The sequence below is a fragment of the Burkholderia sp. MSMB617WGS genome (assembly GCF_001532025.2).
Lineage (GTDB): Bacteria > Pseudomonadota > Gammaproteobacteria > Burkholderiales > Burkholderiaceae > Burkholderia > Burkholderia savannae.
Genome location: NZ_CP013457.1, coordinates 3,480,827 through 3,494,587 on the forward strand (window position 1 = coordinate 3,480,827; position 13,761 = coordinate 3,494,587).

Here is a 13,761-nt window from a genome sequence, read left to right on the forward strand (position 1 = left end):
GTCAGTCTCCTAACGGTTGGCGGTCGCCGCCGCCGCGGTGCAGGTCGAGCGCGTGCTTCATCCGGCGCAACAGCTCGCGGCAGTCGTCGCCGAGCCGCAGCGCGACTTCGGTGACGAGCACGTCGAGCGCCATCAGCATCGCATAGCGCGATGTCGACGGCTTGAAGATGAAATCGGTTTCGAACGCGACGACGGGAATCAGGTGATCGGCGAGCTGCGCGAGCGGCGACGCGGGCGCGGTGATCGCGACGAGCGTCGCGCCGTAGCGCTTCGCGAGCGCGCAGCTCTCGATCTGCTCGGGAACGCGCCCCGACACCGACAGCGCGACGACGACGCAGCCGGGCGCCGCCGTGCTCGCGACCATCCGCTGCAACAGCGCGTCCTGGTAGCTCGCGACCGGCCGGCCGAAGCGCACGAGGCGAAAGCGCAGCTCGTCGGCGAGCGCGGTCGAGCCGCCGCCCTGGCCGTACACGTAGATCATGTTCGCGGCGGCGAGGGCCGTGGCCGGCCCGTCGAACGGCGTCTGGCGCAGCAGCCGGTGGTTGTGCTCGAGCGCGATCTGCACGTCCTCGTACACGCGCGCGACGGGCGTTGCGTCGCGCTCCGAGTCGGCCTCGGCCGGGGTCAGAAAGCGCTGGCCGACCGCCGCCGCCTGCGCGAGCCGCAGCTTCAGCTCGCGCACGTCGCGGCAGCCGACCGCCTTCGCGAAACGCGTGACGGTCGCGACACTCACGTCCGCCTGCGCGGCGAGCGCGCCGATGCTCGCGTGCGCGGCCTGGGCCAAATCGCCGAGGATCAGCGCCGCGACCTTGCGCTCGGCGTCGCGCAGCTCGGGCGCGCACTCGGTGATCCGGGCGACGATGTCGAAGGCGGGCTGCTCGATGGACGAGGTCATGGGGACGCGGCGTGCTTGCAGGGGCAGCCGGTGCGAACCGGCTTGTTAATAAATAACATCACCGCAGCGATGCTACTTTCTGTACTATCGCGAAGTCAACTTCGCATCGATATATATGGACGATGGAGCGAGATGAGATGAAAGTTACAAACTATCAGGAAGCGACGATCGATCCGTTCGGCAAGGGCCTCGGCAACGTGCCGAGCGCGAGCGTGCCGCTCGCCGACGCGGGCCGCCTCGAATGGAATCTGCTCGCCGAGGACGTGAGCCTGCCCGCCGCCGTGCTGTATGCGCAGCGGATCGAGCACAACCTGAAGTGGATGCAGGCGTTCGTCGCCGAATACGGCGTGAAGCTCGCGCCGCACGGCAAGACGACGATGGCGCCGCAGTTGTTCCGCCGCCAGCTCGAAACGGGCGCATGGGGCATCACGCTCGCGACCGCGCATCAGGTGCGCGCCGCGTACCACGGCGGCGTGCGGCGCGTGCTGCTCGCGAACCAGCTCGTCGGCAAGCACAACATGGCGATGATCGCCGAGCTGCTGACCGACCCCGATTTCGAATTCTTCTGCCTCGTCGACTCGGTCGACGGCGTCGAGCAACTCGGCCGCTTCTTCGGCGCGGCGGGCAAGCCGCTCAACGTGCTGCTCGAGCTCGGCGTGCCGGGCGGGCGCACCGGCGTGCGCGACGACGCGCAACGCGACGCGGTGCTCGCCGCGATCGCGCGCCACGCGGGCGTGCTGAAGCTCGCGGGCATCGAGCTGTACGAAGGCGTGTTGAAGGAGGAAGGCGAGATCCGCGCGTTCCTCAGGCGCGCGGTCGGGCTCGTGCACGAGCTCGCGTCGGCGGGCCGCTTCGCGCGCGCGCCGGCGCTGCTGTCGGGCGCGGGCTCCGCATGGTACGACGTGGTCGCCGAGGAGTTCGCGCAGGCGTCCGACGCCGGCGTGATCGACGTCGTGCTGCGCCCCGGCTGCTATCTGACGCACGACGTCGGCATCTACAAGAAGGCGCAGACCGACATCTTCGCGCGCAACCCGATCGCGCGGAAGATGGGCGAAGGCCTGCTGCCGGCGCTGCAACTGTGGGCGTACGTGCAATCGATTCCGGAGCCGGAGCGCGCGATCATCGCGCTCGGCAAGCGCGACTCGGCGTTCGACGCGGGCCTGCCGGAGCCGGCGCGCCACTTCCGCCCGAGCGCGGGCGGGCTGCCGCGCGAGATCGCGCCGGGCGAAGGCTGGGAGGTGACCGGGCTGATGGATCAGCACGCGTACTTGAAGATTCCGGCAGGCGCGGACCTGAAGGTCGGCGACATGGTGGCGTTCGACATCTCGCACCCGTGCCTCACGTTCGACAAATGGCGGCAGTTGCTCGTCGTCGATCCGCAGTACCGCGTGACCGAAGTGATCGAGACGTACTTCTGACGTCGACTCGCGTTTCACGCAAGCGGCCGGCGGCGCGAGCGGCGGCCGCTCGCGAGGGGCGACCGAGTGCGGCAACGCACGGCGCGGCATGACGACGCGCGACGCCGCGTGTGCCGCGTCGCACCCGAGCGGCGGCCGCCGCTCTTCGTCGCTTCGTCGCTTCGTCGCTACTTCGCTACTTCGTCATCGATTCGCGCCGTCACGTGACCGAGGCGATCCACGCGCACTTGCGGCGTCGACGCACGTTTGGCGGGCCGCAGTAGCGATCTGGCGCACGGGCAGCCGGCGTTCGCGCGAAGCAGTCGCGCACGAGCGCGCGCTAGCGCCACGCGCGTCGTGCATGCCGCGCGTGCCGTGCATGCCGAGTCGCCGCTCGATTCGCCGTTCCCGCGCCCGTTCGTTTCGCGATCGGCGGCGCACGCTCGCGCAACGCCCGCACGCCGCACGCTTCGCCCATCCGCGCCGCGCTCCGCGCATCATTTCATTCCGTCCGGCGCCACCTTCTCCGCGCCGCCGAGAGGGCAGCCGCCTCGCCAAGCATCCTGACGCCGACGGCCCCATCATCCGTGCGCGCCGCGCCGGTGCGGCGGCCGCGCACCCGATCGCCCCTTGCGTCACGCGCGCTTCACGCGCGCGTCATCTGCATCGCGGCGGGCCGGAGTACACTGCCCGTTCGTCCTGGATCATCCGACGTCGTTCAACAGGAGAAGGCCATGGCAGCAAAGAAGATTCTGTTTCTGACGGGCGATTTCGCCGAAGACTACGAGACGATGGTGCCGTTCCAGGCGCTGCTCGCGATCGGCCATCACGTCGACGCCGTCTGCCCCGGCAAGCGCGCGGGCGACAAGGTGAAGACGGCGATTCACGATTTCGAAGGCGATCAGACGTACACGGAAAAGCCCGGCCACCAGTTCACGCTCAACGCGACGTTCGACGACGTCGACGCAACGGGCTACGACGCGCTCGCGATCGCCGGCGGCCGCGCGCCGGAGTATCTGCGTCTCGACCCGAAAGTGATCGCGCTCGTGCGCGCGTTCGCCGAAGCGAAGAAGCCGATTGCGGCGATTTGTCACGCGGCGCAATTGCTCGCGGCGGCCGACGTGATCCGCGGCAAGCGGATTTCGGCCTACCCGGCGTGCGCGCCGGAAGTGCGGCTCGCGGGCGGCGAATATGCGGATATCCCGGTCGACGCCGCCGTCACCGACGCGCCGTTCGTCACCGCGCCCGCGTGGCCCGCGCATCCCGCGTGGCTGTCGCAATTCCTCGCGCTGCTCGGCACGCGCATCGAACTCTGAGCCGGCGCGCGCGGCGGCGCGCACCGCATGCACGCCGCGCGCTCAGCGCGTCGCGGCCTTCGCCTGCGGCGCGCCGCCCACTTCGGCGACGCGCGCCTCCAGCATCGCCAATGCGCCGGACAGCGCATTGAGCGCATCGTCCGGCAGCGACGCCATCGTGTCGTGCAGGAACGCATTGCGGCGCGGCAGGCACGCCTCGAACGCCGCGCGCCCGGCGCTCGTCAGCTTCACGTTCGTCACGCGGTTGTCGCGCGGATCGGCTTCGCGGTCGATCCAGCCGAGCGTCTCGAGCGTCTTCAACTGGCGCGTGAGCGCGCCCGGATCGACGCGCAACAGCTCGACGAGCCGCTTCTGCGACGAAGCCCCGCCTTGCTGCTCGAGCGCGACCATGATGCGCCAGCGCGGCAGCGGCTGCCCGACGTGCGTCTCGAACGCGGCCATGAACGCGCGGTACGTGCGTCCGAACTGCTGCAAGATCGCGATGCGGTCCTGTTCTTCCATGCGCTGACTTCGGCTCCGATAAGCAAACTGATAGGGATGGCGCGAGCAAGCGCCCGCTCACTCGGCGACGACGGTCGGCTCGAGCTTGCGGCGCAGCTCGACGGGCGGCACGCGGCGGCTTTGCCACACCGCGACGAGCGCGACGAGCGCGCCGAGCGCGATGCCGATATGAATCGCGCCGACGAGCGACTCGCGCGCCGCTTCGAGCAAACGCGCGCCATGATGCCCGGCGCGCGCGAGTTCGTCCACCAGGCGCGCCTGCGCGGCGCGGTCGATCAGCACCTGCGGATCGGCGAGGCTCGCCTGCCACCGCAGCGCGCCGTCGGCGGCGAGCGCGTCGCGCACGCCGCTCGCGTAGAGCTGGTTGACGAGCGTGCCCGTGAGCGCCGTGCCGACCATCCCGCCCACCATCCGCAGCGATTGCAGCAGCGCGGTCGCGATCCCGAGATGCTCGCGGCCCGCCGTCTGCTGCGCGAACACGGTCAGGTTCGGCAGCACGAAGCCGAGGCCCACGCCGCCCGCGACCATCAGCGCCATCAGCGCCCAGCCGGGCGTCGCGTGCGTCGACGCGACGACGCCCCCGCACGCGATCGCGAACAGCAGGAAACCGACGTACAGCATCGCATTCGGGTGGCGGATGCGCGTGATCACGCGGCCGTTCATGATGCTGCCGATCGTGATGAACACGACGAGCGGCGTGATGACGACGCCCGCCTGCTGCGGCGACATCCCGAAACCGCCCTGGAACAGCAGCGGCGCGTAGAAAAGGAGCGAGAACATCGCGAAGCCGGCGAGGATCGCGAGAATGAAGAGCGCCGACAGCGCACGGTTCGAGAACATGTCGAACGGCAGAATCGGCTGCGCGCAGCGCTTCTCCCAGCGCCACAGCGCGACGCCGCCCGCAAGCGCGGCGACGAGCAGCAGCGTCGGCCAGCCGCCGATCCCGTACTTCGGCAGCCATTCGACGAAAAGCTGCATCGCGCCGAGCGTCGCCGCGATGAGGAGCGCGCCCGGCCAGTCGAGCCGCATCTTGGCGCTGTGCTCGACGTGCCGCATGTGCGGCAGATAGCGCCACACGAAGAAAAGCGACAGCAGGCCCACCGGCAGATTCACGTAGAACACCGAGCGCCAGCCGTAGTTCTGCGTGAGCACGCCGCCGAGCGACGGCCCGATCGCGTTCGCGATGCCGAACGCCGAGCTCATCAGCACCTGCCAGCGCAGCCGCACGACCGAATCGGGAAAGAGGTCCGGAATACACGCGAACGCGGTGCCGACGAGCATCCCGCCGCCGATTCCCTGCAACCCGCGCGCGAGCACGAGCGACAGCATGTCCTGCGCCATCCCGCACAGCACCGACGCCCCCGTGAACACGACGAGCGACGCGATCACGAACGGCTTGCGCCCGTAATAGTCGCCGAGCCGCCCGAAGATCGGCACCGTGATCACCGACGCGAGCAGGTACGACGTCGCGACCCACGCGTACAGGTCGAAGCCGCGCAGCTCGGCGACGATCGTCGGCAGCGCGGTGCCGACCACCGTCTGGTCGAGCGCGACGAGCATCGTCACGAAGGAAATGCCGAGCATCGCGAGCAGCGATTCTCGAAACGGAAGGACTTGCCCGCTCGAATGGTGGGCGGCGGTATGGACAGCCATTTTTTGTTCGCGCAACTTTTGATGCGTCAACGAATTAAAAATTTTATCATGCATCGGGTAACCTAGCCGGCGCCCCCCATGCGATGCGCGCCGCGAAGGAGTCAGATGGAACCGCTCACAATCGTTACCGGGCCGACGCTGTCGGCCGAGGATCTCGACACGCTGCGCCGGGCGAAGCAGGCGCTCGAAAGCCCGTCGCTGACGATCAAGCTGACGAGCGTCGTCGGCGCGCCCGTCGAGAAGATGATCGGCAAGCTGCCCGGCTTCGCGACCGACAAGATCAACGACGCGACGCAGCTCGCGCTGCGCAAGTGCCTGCACATCGCGCTGCGCACGCTCGGCAAGTCGGACGGCGTCGCGAGCGAGGGCGAGACGCCGAGCAAGCCGAGCAACCTGCTGCACAAGCTCGCCGTCGCGACGACGGGCGCGGCGGGCGGCGCGTTCGGCCTGTTCGCGCTGCCTGTCGAGCTGCCCGTCACGACGACGCTGATGTTCCGCTCGATCTGCGACATCGCGCGCAGCGAGGGCGAGGATCTGTCGGCCGCCGAGGCGCAGCTGCAATGCCTCGCGGTGCTCGGGATGGGCGGCGGCTTCGGCCCGCTGCCGGGCGCGGACAAAACCGGCGGCAATGCGCGGCGGGACAGGCGCGAGAAGGAAGAGGAGGACGCCGACATCGGCTATTTCGTGCTGCGCGGCGCACTCGCGCAGGCGGTGTCGAAAGCCTCGTCGGAGATGGCGTCGAAGGGTTTCGCGACGCACGGCTCGACCGCCCTGCTACGCCTCGTGCAGTCGATCGCGTCGCGCTTTTCGGTGCAGGTGACCGAGCAGATCGCCGCGAAGTCGATTCCGGCGATCGGCGCCGTGCTCGGCGCAACCGTCAATACGCTCTTCATCGACCACTTCCAGCAGGCCGCGCACGGCCACTTCGCGGTGCGCCGGCTCGAGCGCAAGTACGGGCAGGCGGCCGTGAAGGCCGCGTATCAGGCGATCGACGCGTCGGCCGTGCGCTGAGTCGCGCGCTCGACGGCGACGCGCCGCACGAACGCGGCCGCGCGCTCGAGCGCCCGCGACGATTCGGGCACGAACGGCACGTAGATCTGCCACACGTGCGGCATCTCCGGCCACACCTCGAGCTCGACGTGCACGCCCGCCGCGCGCGCCTTGTGCGCGACGCGCCGCGAATCGTCGAGCAGCACCTCGGTGCTGCCCGCCTGGATGAAGAGCGGCGGCAATCCCGTGTAATCCGCGTATAGCGGCGATGCGTACGGATGCGTGCCCGGCGTGTCGCCGAGATAGAGGCGCGCCGCGCGGCCGAGCGCCGCGCCCGCGAACATCGGATCGAGGCCGTCGTGCGAGCGCAGCGTGTCGCCCGTCGCGGCGAGATCGGTCCACGGCGAGAACAGCACGGCGCCCGCGGGCAGCGGATCGCCCGCGTCGCGCAGCGCGACGAGCGTCGCGAGCGCAAGGCCGCCGCCCGCCGAATCGCCGCCGAACACGATCGATTCGGGCGGCGTGCCCGCCGCGACGAGATGCCGGTACGCCGCGAGCGCGTCGTCGAGCGCGGCCGGAAACGGAAGCTCGGGCGCGAGCCGGTAGTCGAGCGAGAACGAGCGCACGCCCGCGTGCTTCGTCAGCGCGAACACGAGCGGCCGATGCGTCTGCGGGCAGCAGAAGTAATAGCCGCCGCCGTGGAAATACAGCAGCATCCGGCTGTGCCGCGCGTGGCCGCGCAGCGCGTCCGCGCGCTCGAGCCATTCTCCGCGCAGCGGCGCGTCGCCGTCGGCGTAGCGCTCGCGCAGCCGCCAGCCCGCGGGCGGGCGGCGCGGCACGCGCATGCGCAGCTTCGTCAGACGCCGCGCGCGCGCCGGATCGATCACGGGCCGCAGCGTCTCGGGCCGAAATTGCCGGCGCAGCAGCCAGCACGCGACTTTGCTCTGCCAACTCATCGAACGCACTCCGAACCAGAAGAACGTGACGATACTACGTGCGATTCGGCGCGCGTCCGTCGATTGGCCCCTCTAAATCCGCCTGCGCGGCTCAGTTCGCCGGCCGGATCTGGCCGCGAATCTCGCCGCCCGGATGGGCTTTCGTATGCACGTTGAAATACCACTTGCCCGCCATCAGGTCGCCGACCTGCTCGTCGGTCAGCGCCTTCTCGCCCGCGATCGGGCTCGCGAGCGCGTCCTTCGGGATCGGCACCTGAACGCCCGCGTTCTGGCCGACGGGCGCGGGGCCGTGAAAATGCGCGGCCGTAGCCGGGCCCGTCAGGTCGCGGTACGCGACGTTCCAGCGCAGCGTGTGGGTGGCCGTGTCGTAGGTCGCGTCGAGCGCGCCCGAGCCCTTGCTCGTCGTCGGCGGCACCTCGCTCGACGGCTGCAGGTTCGCGGCGAGCTTCACCGTCTCCGCACGCGCGATGCCCGCCGCGAACGCGCACGCGAGCACGCCGATTCCAATCTTGCGCAATGTCAACATGGCTCCTCCTTACGATCGTCGAGCACATTGCGCGGGCGCGCACGCCGCCCGCTTGAATTCCGATGGTAGACGATCTTGCACGCGCGGCGCTCGGCGCGATGCGATCGCCCCGCCGCGTCCGCCCGCGCGCGACATCGCGTCCGGCGGCCGATGCACGGATGCCGGCAGGCGGAAAGCTGCCGCCGAGAACACAGATTTGCACGAAACGGGCTGAATCCGCACGCGAGGTTTCGCTACACTCGTTGCACACAGTTGCTTGTTTCCTTCCGTCCGAAGGAAAATCTGCGAGTTTGGACGCGGCCTTCGGGCCGCTTTTTTTGCCCGGCTCGTCCGCCCGCGCACGATTGCGCGGCGACGTCGCTCGCACGGCGATGCGAGCTCGTACGAAGCGCCGCCGCCGGACTTTCACCGCACGCGCAATACGCCGCATCGTTGCATCGTCGCATCGCGCGCGAACGGCTCCCGCTCGTCTCTTCCGCCATTTGCGAAATCAGCGTCGCGCGCCGGCGCGTCACGTCACGTTCCTGCCATTTACGCGACAATCGGTTCGACCCGAATCAAACCATGTGAAAGGTTGCGCCAGTTCTCCGCCTGTCGTCGTCGCCTCTTCGCACCGCCCTGTCCCGCCGGTTTCCGCTGCGAAGCGCGGTCCGCGCATCCGCGCTCGCCGCGACATCCGCGCACGCGCAGGAATTCGCGCCGTTCGGCGGTCTGCTCTCGGGCAGAGGCGCTCACAGCTACACGCGGGCGTTCGATTATCAGGAAGGGCTCGGCCGCTATGCGGCCGCCGGGGCTTCGCCTAGTACAACGAGGGACACATTACGAATCACCACCGCGACGGCCAGGCGGTCCGGCTCTGGAGCCGGCCGCCGCTGCGCGACAACCGCTTCGTGATCTCGGCGGTCGCGGGCCCGTACCGGTATCTCGACACGACCGCCGCGTCCGAAGGGCGCGGCTGTTCGAACTCGCACGGCTGGGGCATGTTGATGGGCGTGCGCGCCGCGTACTACATGTCGCATCGGTGGCTCGCGCACGCGCTCCTCGATGACAAGGTCAGGCTTTCCGCCGGCGCGGGCGCGTACCTCACGCTCAACGCGCGCAGCCTCCGCGGCCGCACCGGCGAAGGCGACGGCGAAGGCGACAGCGACGGCCGCGTGTCCGGCATCGCGTCGATGCCGGCGAGCTACCGGTTCGACGATCGCTCGCGCGCGTTACGTGGAATCGCGTCGTCACGCGTTACGATCGCCAAACGACCGCAATACGGACGCGATTCAGGCCGGGCTCGGCCACCGCTTCCGACGCCCTCTCGACATTCTTTTGGCTTGCGTCAATCGAGCGCGCGCAGCACGCCGATCAGTTGCTTCGCGGCGACGTCCCATTGATACCGCGACGCGTGCCTGCGCCCTTTCTCGCGCATCTCGCGGCGCAGCTCGGCATTGCCCATCAGCTGCGCGATCGTCGCCGCGATGTCGATCGCGTCGTGCGCGTCGCAATACAGCGCGGCGTCGCCGCACGCCTCGGGCAGCGACGCCGCCCGCGACACGATCACGGGACACCCGCAATACATCGCCTCGAGCGGCGGTAGGCCGAATCCTTCGTATAACGAAGGAAACACGAAGCAACCGGCATGCTCGTAAAGCGCCTTCAGCTCGCCGTCGCTCACGTAGCCCGCCCACGTGACGTTCCGGGCGCTCGCGTTCTCGCCGAGCTGCGACGCGCCGAAAATCTTGACGTTGCTGCCGCCCGCGATCACGAACTTGAGCTCGGGGTGCGTGCGCTCGAGCCGCGCGATCGCGTCGAGCGTGCGCGCGAGATTCTTGCCGGGCGCGATCGAGCCGACGATCAGCACGTAGCCGTCGTAGGCGAGGCCGAGCCGCTCTAGCACCGACGGATCGCTTTCGACGCGTCCGAAGTGGTCGACGCCCGACACGATCGTCGACACGTCCGTCGGCGCGACGCCGAGACGCGCGACGATCCGCTCCTTCGAGAAACGCGACACCGTCAGGATGTGCCGCGCGCGGCGCTTGAGCATCCAGAACGCGAAGCGATACCAAAGGCGGAACGTGAGCGAATAGCCCTGCGGAAAGTCGAACACGGCGACGTCGTGAATCATCACCACCTGGTTGCGTTTGAAGAGCGGCCCGACGTTGCAGAGGCTGACGAGCGTCTGCCCGCGCGTCGCGAACGGCAGCGCCAGTTGCTCCCACAGCGCGCCGCGCAGCCGCGGCACGACGCGACGCGCGACCGCAGGCGGCAGCGCATCGCTCGCGTGATCGCGCGGCACGACGAGCGTCGGATTACGCTCGCCCGGCAACAGACGCGCAAGCGCCGACGTGAACTCGTGCGCGACGCGCTGCACGCCCGTGAGGCGCTGCGACGTGAACTTGCCGTTGATCGCGACGGGCGCCGGCAACGCCGCGACGCCCGAACGCTCGGCGGCGAGCGCGGCGCGAGGCGGCACGTCGTGCACGGCGCTCGCCGCCTGCGACACGCTCGCCGTCATTACATCGAAGTCCTGACGATCTCGCAGCACATGCGGCGACGGTTTGGATAAGGGGGAAGACAGATTCATGGCGGCAGCGGCGGCGTGACGACACCTGGTTGACGGTCGCATCCGCGACAGTCGCGGATGTACGCTATACACGTTCAAGTGTCGTCGTTCCGTGGCGCGCGGTCTGTGCGTTCCGTCGCACAACGCGGCGCACAACGCAGCGCACAAGGCGGCGCACGGCGCGCGAACGTCGCCGTGCGCCGCATCCGCATGCGTCAGCGGCCGTGGCTCACCGACCAGATCAGATAGAACGACTCGGCGGTCGGCAGGATCTGCGCGAGCATCCGGTTGAAGCGCGCGGCGGGCGCGGTGCCCACGTACACGACGTCGAGCGGCTTCATGTCGAACTCGGTCGCGAGCATCAGCGCGTCCACCTGCGTCATGTCGAGGCGGAACACTTCGGGCTTGTTGTGCTCGGGCGCGTAGTTGACCTTCTTCAGGCCTTCCTGCAGTCCGCTTTGCACGCCGGGTGCCTGAGCAAGCGGCGGATTCGGATGGCGGACCACGATCACCTGGCGCGGATTCGCCCCCGTCGGATCGATGCTGCCCGCCGCGCTCAATGCATCCGCGAGCGACAACTGCCCCTGGTTCATGTAGACCGTCTGCGGCTTCGGCACCTCGCCCATCACGAACACGCGGTTCTGCGTGCGATCGGGCACGTGAACGATGTCGTTCGCCTGCAGCACGATGTTCTGGCGCAAGTCGCCGCGATTCAGGATGCGGTTCACGTCGATCGTCATCACCTGGTCGCCGCGCGTGACGAGCACGCGTTGCAGATCGGCGTCGGGATTGCCGCCGCCCGCGCGGTTGAGCGCATCGACGACGCGCAGATGCGAACCCGTCAGCGACAGTTGGCCCGGGTTCTTCACGTCGCCCGTCACCTGCACGCGCTGACTGCGGTACTGCGTCACGCGCACGTCGATCTGAGGATTCCTGATCTGTTTATTGAGCCGATGCGACAGCAGCGCGGCGATCTGCACGGGGCTCATCCCTTCGACACGCACGCGCCCGATCGTCGGAAAGAAGATCGTGCCGTCGGCGGCGACGCGCTGGCCCGGCGAATCGACCTCGCCCTGCCCGTTCGTGCCGAACGCGCTGACCTGCTGCGGCAGCACGCCGCCCAGGCCGCCCGACGCCTGCAGCGTGCCGATGTCGGCGAGCGGCGACGTGTCGGTGCCCGTGCCGTTACTGCCGCCGCGCGTGAGTTCGGGGTGATCCCATACGACGATGCCGAGTACGTCGTCCGGGCCGACGCGATAGTCGGCGGGCGCGGCGGGCAGGCTCTGCGCGATCCCCGCTTCCTTCGCGCGCGTGTCGGCCTCGTCGGCCTGCTTGAGCGTGTAGACGAGCTGCGGCGTGATCAGCTTGACGTCGTACACCGCCGAATCCGTCGGTGCGCTCAGATTGTCGTTCATGCGGCTCGAATCGAGCGCCGGCCCGGGGGCCAGCGCACAGCCCGACAAGGCGGCCGCCGCGGCGGCCGCCCATGCTAGGGGCTTGAACATCTTGTGGTTTCTCCTTGGTAGCGTGGTCGTCGAAGCGGAGTTCTCCGCGGTCGCGTTCCGATGCGCGAGCGCTCGGCGTTCAGAACGCGTTGCGTCCGACGAATCCCTTGACGAGCGTGATCAGGATGATCTTGATGTCGAACCAGAAGGTCCAGTTCTGCATGTAGAAGAGGTCGAACTTCACGCGCGCGGCCATCTTCTCGACCTTGCGCGTCTCGCCTCGATAGCCGTTCACCTGCGCCCAGCCGGTGATGCCGGGGCGCACGCGATAACGGTACATGTAGCCGTCGACGAGCTCCTTGTAGATATCGTCGTGCTCGATCGCGTGCGGACGCGGACCGACGACCGACATCTGGCCGAACAGCACGTTGAAGAACTGCGGCAGTTCGTCGAGCGACGTGCGGCGCAGGAACGCGCCGACTTTCGTGATCCGCGAATCGTTGCGCGACGCCTGGCGCACAACGCCCGCCGCCTCGGCATGCACGCGCATCGTGCGGAACTTCAGGATCTCGAACTCTCGGCCGTCCACGCCCTTGCGCTTCTGCCGGAACAGCACGGGCCCCGGCGACGACAGCTTCACCGCGAGCGCAAGCGCGGCGAGAATCGGCGACAGCGGAATCAGCACCGCGAGCGCGAACATGCGATCGAAGATGAACTTCGGCCAGAGCTGCGGAATCGACAGCGGGCTCGTCGCGAGATTGATCGCCGGCATGCCGACCACCTGCGTGACCGAGCGGTTGAAGAACGTGATGCCGCGCACGTCGGGCAGGAAGCGCAGGTTCACGAAATCATGGCGAAACTCGCGCACGATCCGCTGGATCTGCCGCTCGTGCGACAGCGGCAGCGCGAGCCAGATCTCGTCGATCGCACCCGCGCGCACGTGGCGCTTCAGCTCGCGCAGATCGGAAACGACGGGCACGCCGCCGACCTGACGCTTCGCATCGACGGCTTGCACGCCTTCGTCGAACACGCACACGACCTCGTAGCCGTGCGACGACGCCGCGCGCAATTGCTCGAGCACCGCGCGCCCGTAGACCTCGGAACCCACGATCGCGACCGCGCGCGGCTTCGCGCCCGGCCTGCGCCAGCCGGTCAGCACGCCGTGAATCGACACCTTGCCGAGCAGCAGCACCGTGCCGGACATCAGCATCGTTCGGCCAAGCCACGCGAGCGACGCGTCGGCGTCGCCGTGCAGCAGCAACGTGAAGGTCGCGGCAACCGCCGCGACGCCGAGCCAGCCGAGCAGCACACGCGACAGCGTGCGATACGACATCTGTTCGCGCGCGCCGTCATAGACGCCGATCGCCGGAAACACGATCAGCGTCAGCGTGCACAGCAGCGCGATGGCCGTACGCTGCTCGTCGGACACGTCGAGCATGCCGCCGTCGTACAGCAATTGCGCGACCAGCGCCCCCGCCGCGACCAGCAACACATCGAGCAACTTGTTCAAGAGTCCCAACATCAGTGAATC

General features: G+C 68.8%; 11 protein-coding genes and 1 pseudogene. 4 read left to right on the top strand and 8 right to left on the bottom strand.

Annotation, left to right across the window (positions count from 1 at the left end):
- Position 1: 1 nt before the first annotated feature.
- Positions 2–895, bottom strand: coding sequence for a MurR/RpiR family transcriptional regulator (locus tag WT60_RS17110; protein ID WP_060356827.1), 894 nt, complete (start codon positions 893–895; stop codon positions 2–4).
- Positions 896–1,032: 137 nt separating this feature from the next.
- On the opposite strand from WT60_RS17110, the gene WT60_RS17115 reads away from it, so the two are divergent.
- Both WT60_RS17115 and WT60_RS17120 read left to right on the top strand, forming a co-directional pair.
- Positions 1,033–2,313: an amino acid deaminase gene (locus WT60_RS17115; protein WP_060356826.1), complete on the top strand. Its 1,281-nt coding sequence runs from the start codon at positions 1,033–1,035 to the stop codon at positions 2,311–2,313.
- A gap of 713 nt (positions 2,314–3,026) precedes the next feature.
- A complete protein-coding gene (locus tag WT60_RS17120) occupies positions 3,027–3,608 on the top strand; it encodes a DJ-1/PfpI family protein (protein ID WP_038744369.1) in 582 nt (193 codons plus the stop codon).
- Positions 3,609–3,650: 42 nt separating this feature from the next.
- On the opposite strand, the gene WT60_RS17125 is transcribed toward WT60_RS17120, so the two are convergent.
- Entirely contained in the window at positions 3,651–4,109 is a 459-nt protein-coding gene (locus WT60_RS17125; RefSeq protein WP_059644044.1) for a MarR family transcriptional regulator, read from the bottom strand.
- A 57-nt stretch (positions 4,110–4,166) separates the two neighbouring features.
- A complete protein-coding gene (locus WT60_RS17130) occupies positions 4,167–5,762 on the bottom strand; it encodes an MFS transporter (RefSeq protein ID WP_038744373.1) in 1,596 nt (531 codons plus the stop codon).
- Positions 5,763–5,867: 105 nt separating this feature from the next.
- Here WT60_RS17130 and WT60_RS17135 point away from each other — a divergent pair, with 105 nt between their 5' ends.
- Complete coding sequence (locus WT60_RS17135; RefSeq protein WP_038744375.1) at positions 5,868–6,773, top strand: EcsC family protein; 906 nt, start codon at positions 5,868–5,870, stop codon at positions 6,771–6,773.
- Here WT60_RS17135 and WT60_RS17140 read toward each other — a convergent pair.
- Positions 6,743–7,708, bottom strand: a complete 966-nt coding sequence (locus WT60_RS17140) for an alpha/beta hydrolase (protein ID WP_060356825.1) — start codon at positions 7,706–7,708, stop codon at positions 6,743–6,745. The two genes, WT60_RS17135 and WT60_RS17140, sit on opposite strands and share 31 nt — an antisense overlap.
- Before the next feature lie 91 nt (positions 7,709–7,799).
- Positions 7,800–8,234, bottom strand: a complete 435-nt coding sequence (locus WT60_RS17145) for a CHRD domain-containing protein (protein ID WP_038744379.1) — start codon at positions 8,232–8,234, stop codon at positions 7,800–7,802.
- Positions 8,235–8,852: 618 nt separating this feature from the next.
- Between WT60_RS17145 and WT60_RS17160 the strand changes: the two are divergent.
- Positions 8,853–9,530, top strand: a pseudogene (locus WT60_RS17160) (hypothetical protein); the annotation flags it as partial.
- Positions 9,531–9,561: 31 nt separating this feature from the next.
- Here the strand turns inward: WT60_RS17160 and WT60_RS17165 are convergent.
- The 3 genes from WT60_RS17165 to WT60_RS17175 form a co-directional block, all read right to left on the bottom strand.
- On the bottom strand, positions 9,562–10,806 hold the full coding sequence (locus WT60_RS17165) for a glycosyltransferase family 1 protein (RefSeq protein ID WP_059644047.1): 1,245 nt from the start codon (positions 10,804–10,806) through the stop codon (positions 9,562–9,564).
- A 194-nt stretch (positions 10,807–11,000) separates the two neighbouring features.
- Entirely contained in the window at positions 11,001–12,290 is a 1,290-nt protein-coding gene (locus WT60_RS17170) for a polysaccharide biosynthesis/export family protein (RefSeq protein ID WP_059575869.1), read from the bottom strand.
- 79 nt (positions 12,291–12,369) lie between these two features.
- The gene (locus tag WT60_RS17175; RefSeq protein ID WP_038744385.1) at positions 12,370–13,752 is read right to left on the bottom strand and encodes an undecaprenyl-phosphate glucose phosphotransferase; all 1,383 of its coding nucleotides are present in this window, start codon (positions 13,750–13,752) and stop codon (positions 12,370–12,372) included.
- Between the last annotated feature and the right edge of the window lie 9 nt (positions 13,753–13,761).